General features: G+C 57.9%; 8 protein-coding genes and 1 other RNA gene. 7 read left to right on the forward strand and 2 right to left on the reverse strand.

The genetic code is table 11. The annotated features are described in order from the left end of the window. From QZ377_RS11630 to ffs, 7 genes are all read left to right on the forward strand, one after another. Nucleotides 1–858 (forward strand): TonB family protein (locus QZ377_RS11630; RefSeq protein ID WP_291441305.1); only part of this gene is annotated, 858 nt, incomplete at its 5' end. Between the two features lie 149 nt (nt 859–1,007). Continuing rightward, nucleotides 1,008–2,147 carry a TonB family protein gene (locus tag QZ377_RS11635; RefSeq protein WP_291441306.1) on the forward strand — a complete coding sequence of 380 codons (1,140 nt, stop codon included), beginning with the start codon at nt 1,008–1,010 and terminating at the stop codon, nt 2,145–2,147. Nucleotides 2,148–2,177: 30 nt separating this feature from the next. Beyond that, nucleotides 2,178–3,494: a translocation protein TolB gene (locus QZ377_RS11640; RefSeq protein WP_291441307.1), complete on the forward strand. Its 1,317-nt coding sequence runs from the start codon at nt 2,178–2,180 to the stop codon at nt 3,492–3,494. 228 nt (nt 3,495–3,722) lie between these two features. Beyond that, on the forward strand, nt 3,723–4,190 hold the full coding sequence (gene pal, locus QZ377_RS11645) for a peptidoglycan-associated lipoprotein Pal (RefSeq protein ID WP_012624489.1): 468 nt from the start codon (nt 3,723–3,725) through the stop codon (nt 4,188–4,190). Between the two features lie 223 nt (nt 4,191–4,413). Beyond that, nucleotides 4,414–5,385 carry a D-2-hydroxyacid dehydrogenase gene (locus QZ377_RS11650; protein ID WP_291441308.1) on the forward strand — a complete coding sequence of 324 codons (972 nt, stop codon included), beginning with the start codon at nt 4,414–4,416 and terminating at the stop codon, nt 5,383–5,385. A 2-nt stretch (nt 5,386–5,387) separates the two neighbouring features. Beyond that, entirely contained in the window at nt 5,388–6,230 is an 843-nt protein-coding gene (locus QZ377_RS11655; RefSeq protein ID WP_291441309.1) for an amidohydrolase family protein, read from the forward strand. A 31-nt stretch (nt 6,231–6,261) separates the two neighbouring features. Beyond that, nucleotides 6,262–6,347: signal recognition particle sRNA small type (gene ffs / locus QZ377_RS11660), an RNA gene on the forward strand. A 337-nt stretch (nt 6,348–6,684) separates the two neighbouring features. Here the strand turns inward: ffs and QZ377_RS11665 are convergent. Next, on the reverse strand, nt 6,685–7,470 hold the full coding sequence (locus tag QZ377_RS11665; protein WP_291441310.1) for an FCD domain-containing protein: 786 nt from the start codon (nt 7,468–7,470) through the stop codon (nt 6,685–6,687). 1,245 nt (nt 7,471–8,715) lie between these two features. Then, nucleotides 8,716–8,961 (reverse strand): helix-turn-helix domain-containing protein (locus tag QZ377_RS11670; protein ID WP_291441311.1); only part of this gene is annotated, 246 nt, incomplete at its 5' end.

Here is an 8,961-nt window from a genome sequence, read left to right on the forward strand (position 1 = left end):
AGCCTGGTGGAAGGCGCGCCGGGCGGCAACCGCACGCCATCCCCCATTCTTGGGCATATGGGCACGCCGGGCGACGGACCTCTTGCGCCCACGCCCCCTGCGCCCAAGGCTGAAGTGGCCGCACCGGAACGGGTGGAAATAAAAGAGCCTTCTCCTGTGCCGCCAACGCCCAGGCAGGATGCCGCCCCCATTAAAAAACCCGAGCCGAAGCCCGAGCCAAAGCCGGAACCGAAACCCGAGCCAAAGCCCGAGGCAACGCCTGTAGCAGCAAAAAAAGAAGAAAAGCAGCAAAAACAGGAAAAACCCAAGGAACCCGAGAAGCCCAAAGACCAGAAAAAACCTGAACCGCCCAAACAGCAGGCCCGGAAGGATGATAAAAAGCCTCCCCAGAAGTCCGCTGAAGACCCGGTGGCTGCGGCCCTGCAACAGGCCAAACGCAAGGCCACTTCCCGCGCTGATTCCGGCGACAGGGGCAATGCTGTGGAGCAGGCCCTGGCCCAGGCCCAGAAACGTGCCGGGGGCAATCGCGGCGGCGGTGGCGGTGAAGGTGACGGTGCTGGCGGCGGCGGCCTTGGTGATGTATACATGGGGCAGGTCATGCTGGCGGTGCGCCCCAACTGGGGCTTTGCCTCGGCAGGGCGCCTGAACCTGAGCTGCATCGTGCGCGTGCGCGTGGATATGCAGGGCAAGGTGCAGCAGGCTGTTGTTTCGCAAGGCTCGGGCAACTCGCAATTTGACGCCTCGGCAGTCAATGCCGTTATTCGCACCAGCCAGAGCGGAGACTTTCCCCCGCCGCCATCGGCGGAATACTGTGATTTGGACCTTGTGTTTACCCTCAACGAACTCATGGGCAGATAGCCCTTAAAATATAGGCTGTTTTGCGCCCACAGGAGGATACAATGCCTTCCCCGCAGCGCAGGTTGCTTCTCTCATTTCTTCCCGTAACAGTTCTGCTTGCCGCCGCGTCGGCCCTGTGCCTCGCGGCGCCGGGCGCGCGGGCGGCGGCCATGGCCACTGCTGACGCCTCAGGCGGTTACGCCGGAAAGATGCTTAACAAGGTTGTGGAAATATGGGCGCCCCCACCGGCGCTCAGAGGTGATTTTCAGGTACAGATAGAAGTGGCCCTTGACGGCACAGGGCGTGTGCGGGACTGCAGCCCGGTGCGCCCATCCGGCATGGAAGCCCTGGACAGTTCGGCCTGTGGCGCGGTGCGCCAGATCGGCAATTTCGGCAAAACGCCTCAAGGCAAAGCCATTGAGGTACACCTGTCGTTCTGGACGGGCATGCCCAGAGGCAAGGTGCGGCCTGCGCCCATTGATGATGTGGAAGCCATGCGCCAGGAAGAGCGCGCGCGCACCAAGGCCGAAGCAGCCATGAGCGACAGCCGGGCGGCCAGCGTCGAAGAACGCGCCCGCGAACGTGCCGAAGAGGCTGCCAAGGCCACCGGTATGGACCTGCCCGCCGTCAGGCCCGCCCCCGTGGCCCCGGCTTTGGTTCTGCCGGTCCCGGCGGATCCCACTGCGGCAGGCGGCAAGGGCAGGAAAAAATCCGGCAAGAACGCCCGGGTAATCGGCTACAGCCAGGACAGTTCCCCGGCCACCGTGGCTATCGGTGCATCCGGAAACACTGGCAACGAACCTGCGGCTGCAACGAAAAAAGCTCCGCCCCTGACCATTGCCCCGACTCCGCTGCCCGCGCAGCCTTCGTCAGAGGCAGCCGGTACAACGGCGGGCGCACTGGAAGACGCGGCCCAGGCAATGCCCGCAACACCTGCCGGCACGGCGGCCGACACGGCGGCGAGAACCGCCACGCAGCCGGGCGAGCCGCGCACCTACGGGCCGGATAACAAGGCGCAGTACCAGTATGGAAAAAAGCACGGCAAATATTTTTCCAGCCTGGGCTGGCAGCTTGCCAACGCCATCATCATACCGGTTGAAACGACGCCGGGGACCTATTATCCTACTGTACGGCTGACGGTGAACCCCGCGACCGGAGCCATTGAAGACGTCGCTTTTCTTGAAAAAAGCGGCGACAAGTATCTTGATCCGTTCGTGCGCCGGGGCATCCGGAAGGCAGGCAGCATCCCGCCGCCGCCCGCGGACCTTGGCGCAACGCTGGACATAACTCTTACACTGGTGCGCCGCTAGCGCGCCGACCCAACAAGGACTGCTGACGCCATGAAAAAACTGCTTCTTCTCCTGGCTCTGGGGCTTTGGCTGGCTCTGGGAAGCGGAGCACAGGCCGCCATGCGCGTGGATATTTACGGTCCGGGCCAGAACATCGTCAATCTGGCCCTGGCCGCTCCTCTCAAAGGCCCGCAGGTGCAGGCCACGGGCATGGGCGCAGAACTGCAAAAAATTGTTCAGGAAAACCTGAGCTTTTTGCCTTTCATGCGCCTGACGGACCCCAAAGCCGTGCTTGGAGGCGTGGTGCTGGCCGGATATGAGCCGCCCACCCTGGACTTCAAACGGTTTCAGCTTGCCGGGTCTGACATTGTGGTGACCACGTTCTGGCCCGAAGGTGACAGCGGCACACGCCCTGTGCAGATTCGCGCATTTGAAACCAATACCGGCGGCCGCCTGTTCGGCAAGGAATACCCCAAGGTCAACGCCCGCGACCTGCCCGAAGTGGCGGACCGCTTTTGCGCCGACCTGCTTGAAGCCCTGACAGGTAACGGAGCCTTTTTCCGCTCCACTCTCGCCTTCATCAAAAAGAACGGCAAGATGGACTCCAACGTCTGGCTGGTCAAGCCCACCGGACGCGATTTGCGCCAGATAACCAATATGCCCGGCGAAGCCATGTCGCCTGCATGGTCGCCGGACGGCCGCTTTGTGGTCTTCACCCAGATAGATCCCAAATCGCACGCCCTTGGCGTGTGGGACCGCTCCACCGGCAAGGTGCAGCGCATCCGCTTTCCCGGCAACGTGGTCATAGGCCCCGCCTTTATGCCCGACAACAAGGTGGCGGTGGCTCTTTCCAACGGCAAGTATCCTGTCATTTTCCAGCTCAATCATGTGTTCCAGAAAGAGCGGGTGCTTGAGCAGAACGATTCCATCAACGTGTCGCCCACGTTTGACAGCACAGGCACCAAGATGGCCTTTACCTCGTCCCGTCTGGGCGGCCCGCAGATATTCCTCAAGGATCTCGGCAGTGGGTCCGTTGTCCGCGTGAGCAAAAACGGCACGTACAATTCCGAGGCCAACCTGTCCCCTGACGGCACGCTTGTGGTCTATAGCCGCATGACAGAATACGGCCACCGCATTTTCGTGCAGGACATGCTCACCGGCACCGAACGCCAGATCAGCTTTGGTCCCGGCAGCGACGAACAGCCCTCTTTCTGCGCGGACAGCTACTTTATCGCCTTCACCTCCTCGCGCGGAGGCGGACGCGGCATCTACCTGACCACAAGGCACGGCGGCGACGCCAAAAGAGTACCCACAGGCGGCGGAGACTCGTCTTTCCCCCGCTGGGGCATGCCAGGACAACAAAAGTAATAAATTCAATGCATTAGTTTTTAAAAAAATGTTTTTTACCCGGTTTGTTGCTTTTTTCGAGCCAACCGGGTAAAAAATATTTTACGAAAGTGCGCCTAACCCCCCGCACACTCCTTGACAAAAATTACGGTGCGGATACCATCTGTAATGCAAGGGCAATGCGCCCTTACGTGTGCAGAAAGGAAAGGTATTTAATTTCTTGGAGAATGAGCTGTTCAGGAGGACACAATGAAACGCTACGCTCTTATTCTCGCTTTGGTCATGGCTCTGGCTGCCGGTTTTGGTTGTGCAAAAAAAACCACTGGCGAACCTGGCTATGACGATGGCATGACCCCTGAAATGCGCGCTGCCGTCCAGCAGATCACTGATGGCCGCGTGTACTTCGCCTTTGACAAGTTCAACGTTGAAAACCAGTACAAAGAAATGCTGAAGCAGAAGGGCGACCTTCTGAAGCAGTACCCCGCCATCCGCGTTCGCATCGAAGGCAACTGCGACGATCGCGGCACCCAGGAATACAACCTCGCCCTTGGCGAACGCCGCGCCCGCGCTGCGTATGAGTACCTGGTCATGATGGGCGTGAACCCCAACCAGCTTGAAATGATCAGCTACGGCAAGGAAAACCCCGCCGTGCAGGGTAACAACGAAGCCGCTTGGGCCAAGAACCGCCGCGACGACTTCCGCGTTATCGCTCACTAGACCTCGGTCTGTGCGATGAATGTAAGGCCACCCGCAAGGGTGGCCTTTTTTATTTTCTTTCGGGCAGGTTGTGCAGCCTGCGTGGCGGCAGCTTCCTGCTGCAACCGCGCCCCTGCTCCACGTGCGTACCGCATTTTTGCGGGCATGTGCCTTGTTCGCGCGGGCAGAGCCCTTGCGAAGGGTACTGGCTCAGGCTACACTGCGCATAAGCGAGGATATTTTCATGAAGATTGTCATTCTGGATGGCGGGGTGCTCAACCCCGGCGATGTGGATTGGGGACCTGTCACTGCTTTGGGCGATGTGACCATATATGACGAAACCAGCAGGGATCAGCTGGCCGAGCGCTCCAGGGGCGCGGATGTGCTGCTCACCAACAAAACTCCCCTGCTCAAGGAAGATCTGCCCGCCCTTGCAAGCGTGCGTATGGTAGGCGTGCTGGCAACCGGATACAACATCATTGATACCGAAGCGCTGGCCCAGCGGGGCATACCCGTATGCAACGTGGTGGCCTACGGGGTAAGTGATGTGGCCCAGCATGCCATGGCCATGCTGCTTGAGCTGTGCCGCCACACCAGCCTGCATACCCAGAGCGTCAAAGACGGCGACTGGCAAAAATCAAAGCAATGGTGCTACTGGAAAAAGCCTCCGGTCTGCCTTGAAGGCATGACCATGGGGCTTATCGGTTTTGGCTCCATTGGCCGCCGCATGGGTGAACTGGCGCATGCCTTCGGCATGAATGTTCTTGCCCAATGCCGCACCCCCAAAAATCCGCCCACGTACAGCCCTTTTGCCTTCGCCACCCTGGAGCATCTCATCTGCGCTTCGGACGTCATTTCACTACATTGCCCCCTGACGAAGGAAACGCAGCACATCATCAATGCCAAGACTCTGTCCAACATGCGCAAGGGCGCCATTCTGCTTAATACCTCCCGTGGGCCGCTGGTCGACGAGGCTGCTGCGGCGGCGGCCCTTGAAAGCGGCCAACTGGGCGGACTCGGCACAGACGTGCTCTCGGAAGAGCCGCCCAGCCCCGACAATCCCCTGCTCTCCGCTCCCAATACACTCATCACCCCGCATATTGCCTGGGCCACCACCAGGGCAAGACAGAATATTATTGACCTTACGGCGGAAAATATCCGTCGCTGGCAGGCTGGCACGCCCGTCAACGTTGTCAACGGGGTGAGCAGCGTCTAGCCATGCATATCGACATCCACACCCACGCCTTTCATCCCAAGATTGCGCACAAGGCGGTGGAACATCTGAACGGGCATTACGACGTTGCCTGTGCGGGCAACGGCACCATAACCAACCTGCTGGAAAATGAACGCAAGGCCGGTATCGACATGTGCGTGGTCTTGTGCGCGGCCACGGCTCCCGCGCAGGTCATTCCGGCCAACAATTACGCCATCAGCCTGCAACGGGCGTACCCGGACAATGTCATTGCCTTCGGCACCGTGCACCCCGGCTACGCCCAGTGGGAGGCCGAACTTGACCGCATAGAAGCCGCAGGCATACGCGGCATCAAGCTGCACCCGGACTTTCAGGGTTTCTGGCTCAGCGATCCACGCCTTTTGCCCATTTTTGAGGCCGCACAAGGACGTTTTATTTTTGAAATGCACATTGGGGACAAAATCTCTCCTGAAAAAAACCCCTCCTGCCCATACAAGCTGGCTGCCATTCTGGATGCCTTTCCACGCCTTCAGGTCATTGCTGCACACTTTGGCGGCTACCGCATGTGGGCGCACGCACTCAAGGCTTTTGCCGGCAAGGAGCGCCCCAACCTGTGGTTTGACAGCTCAAGCACCACACCTTTTGCCACGCCCATGCTCATAAAAAACCTGTTGGCCGCCTACCCCGCTGACCGGATACTTTTCGGCACGGACTGGCCGCTGTATGATCCCCTGGATGAAAAACGCAGGCTTCAGAAAAAAGGCAACCTGAGCGATAGCATGCTGGAACGGCTCATGAGCAACGCCACAGCCATACCGGGCCTGTTGCCCCCACAGACCGGACAGGCGGAACAAGCCATCAGGCATTGACAGCCACCCTCTTTCCAAGTAAAGCATTTGCCAAGCCGGACGGCGGCAGCACTGCCAACTCCGTCAGGTCCGAAAGGAAGCAGCGGCAACAGAAGTTGCCGGGTGTCCGGCCCACGAAAACCGCAACGGAATCCCCGTTGCGGTTTTTGCGTTTGCGCGGCCTCGCGCTGCGCCAGGTCTGAATCCTGGTGCGTGCACTCCGCGTAACCGTTTGCTTCATGCTTCACATAGCTTGTATAGCGACGTTCCACGGCGCTGCACGCATAAAAAAAGAGCGGCATGCCGTAAGGACGCGCCGCTCTTTTTAGTACGCTCCCTGCTACGGGGCGTTTCAGATTTTTCGTGAAATATCTGGCTTCAGACCGGCCACCATACGGCTCGGTAGAGAGCACGGCTCACGCCGACGCCGCAAGGCGTCGCTCCCGAAAGTGCGCTCTTTCCGGCTCGACCGCCCCTACATCTTGCCCGATTTTTTTTCCGTGCCTGACATGACGTCCACCTGATAAATACCGCGCATTTCTTCCAGATGCGCCCGCATGGCTTCTTCGGCAGCATCAGCATCGCGCTTTTTCAGGGCTTCAAAAATACGCACATGGGCCTCATAGGCAAGCTCGCTCTGCTGCCGTACCTGCATGGAGGCGTACAGGGGCGTAATCAACCAGCCCGCAAAGCCATCGGAAACAATATTCAGAAAATTATTTCCGACGCAGTTCACGAGATAGCGGTGAAACTCGATATCGGCTTCGGAAAATTCCCGTATGGCCGAATCGTCCAGCAGGCCGCGCTGCTTTTGCAGTATGCGCTCAAGCTCAACCATCTGCTCGTCCGTCATATGGAGCGCCATATGACGGGCCACGGCCGTCTCAAAGAACTGCCGCAGTTCGTGCATCTGCCGCCAGCCGTCATGGGTGCTCGAATATATTTCCATGGTAGCGCGCATTTCGCGCAGCAGCGGGTTGAGTGTAAGCCTGCAAACCCGCGCCCGCATGCCGGGCGAAACTTCTATAAGCCCCATACGCGCCAGCGCCGACAAGGCCTCACGCACAGCCGGACGGCCGACACCAAATTCTTCCATAAGCTCACGCTCGGACGGCAGTTTTTGCCCCACCTGGTATACGCCGGACTGTATATCTTCCAACAGACAGGACAGCACCTCAACATGCACCCGCGGACGCTGAATGCTGCGCCGTCTGCCTTGCAGCCTTTCAGGGCTGCTGCTGTTCGTATTTGCGGTAGTCATGATCTTCTATTTGTCTCCTTGCATCATAGTGCAACCATATCGGCATGTTCTGCCGGAGTATTATATACGTATTTTCACAGTATTCATGCGTGTGTTTGACGCCAGAGCTTCACGCAAACCAGACGCACAGCCCGACGGCAAAAACATTGCTTGGAAAACAATATCATATTGAAAGCCTGAGAATTATATTCATGACCGGAAGCGCCAACCAAATCTGCCCATGCAGAAGCATTCTGCCTTTTTTACAGATATGGCTGTCTGAACGGTCGTCCAGCCGGAAAGCGCCCGATGCCAGGGCTGTTCGCCTGCCAAAACAGTATTTTCAACGCTGTAAAACGTCTGCTCTGATCTTCGCAGCAACGTGGCTCGCACGCTTACGCCAGCACGACAACTACTTGTTCACGCAGTCGCCGGCGCTGTGACAAAAAAAGCCGTTCGAATTGAGCAATCAACCAGCGTCAAAAAAACAACAAAGAATATTCTCACGCCACAGCTTAAATGCTGCGCTTACGGCAGGGTGCGGCCCTTGCCGCGTGGAATCTTGTTACATGATATTTGCTCAAAAAATACATTTTGACAAGCTAAAAAGGATACCACTTGGGTGGGAAGAAAAGAAGCGCGATTTTTATGGTTGGCGGCCTCAATATTTTCAATAAAAACCGGCTGCCCACGCTGTCTGACGCCGAAAATCAGAAAGCATGCGCCATAAACGCGTGCGGTCGCAAAGCGATCCTGGAACGGTTTTATGTTGAAATTGCGTTGACGGCTCCGTGGTTTCAACTGCGGAAACGTCCCCCTTTGTCTCGCAACGGCCCTCCGCATCGCGCAAGGTCATCAACGGAATGCCCCGTAAACCCGGACAAGAAACAGCAAAAAGCGCCCGTCAGCCCGCTGCTGCGCGCGAGCCTCAGGCACAAATCAAGGGCTGTTTCCAGGATGACAGTTCTAGGGGGACGTGTGATGCGAAGCCTCTAACCAAGGCAAAACAGGCTTGATGGTCTATCCGGCGGTGTGCCGGTTTTCGTCCCGACGTCATAACAGGGCAGACGCCGGGACGGAAAAATCCGGAACAATGTTTACCTACGGCGGTGCAGCCTGAATAATCAGAATCCCGGTACGGGAATAACGCCGTTCGAGCCGTTGCTTGAAAAACCTATAAAAACAGCACACTGCCAGTTTGCATTCTCTGACACCGGAATGAGCAGCCTGTCAGGATGAGGAGGCATGCTCCCACAGGCAGTCTGCCTAATGCCCGGTTATGGCGTATTTTTTCAATTTATACTGCAACAGACTTTTTGAAATTCGCAAATATTCCGCTGCCTTTACCTGCACAAGGTCAGCACGTACCAACGCCCGGCGGATAAGCGCAGCCTCAATTTTTTCCAGTGTATCGGCCAGGTCAAGCTGCACGGGCAGAAGGTCCACAGCGCTTTTGAATTGCGATTCTTCATCACGAATTTCCGCCGGCAGATTATCAACATTGATGACAGC

This window comes from Desulfovibrio sp., assembly GCF_019424165.1.
GTDB lineage: Bacteria > Desulfobacterota > Desulfovibrionia > Desulfovibrionales > Desulfovibrionaceae > Desulfovibrio.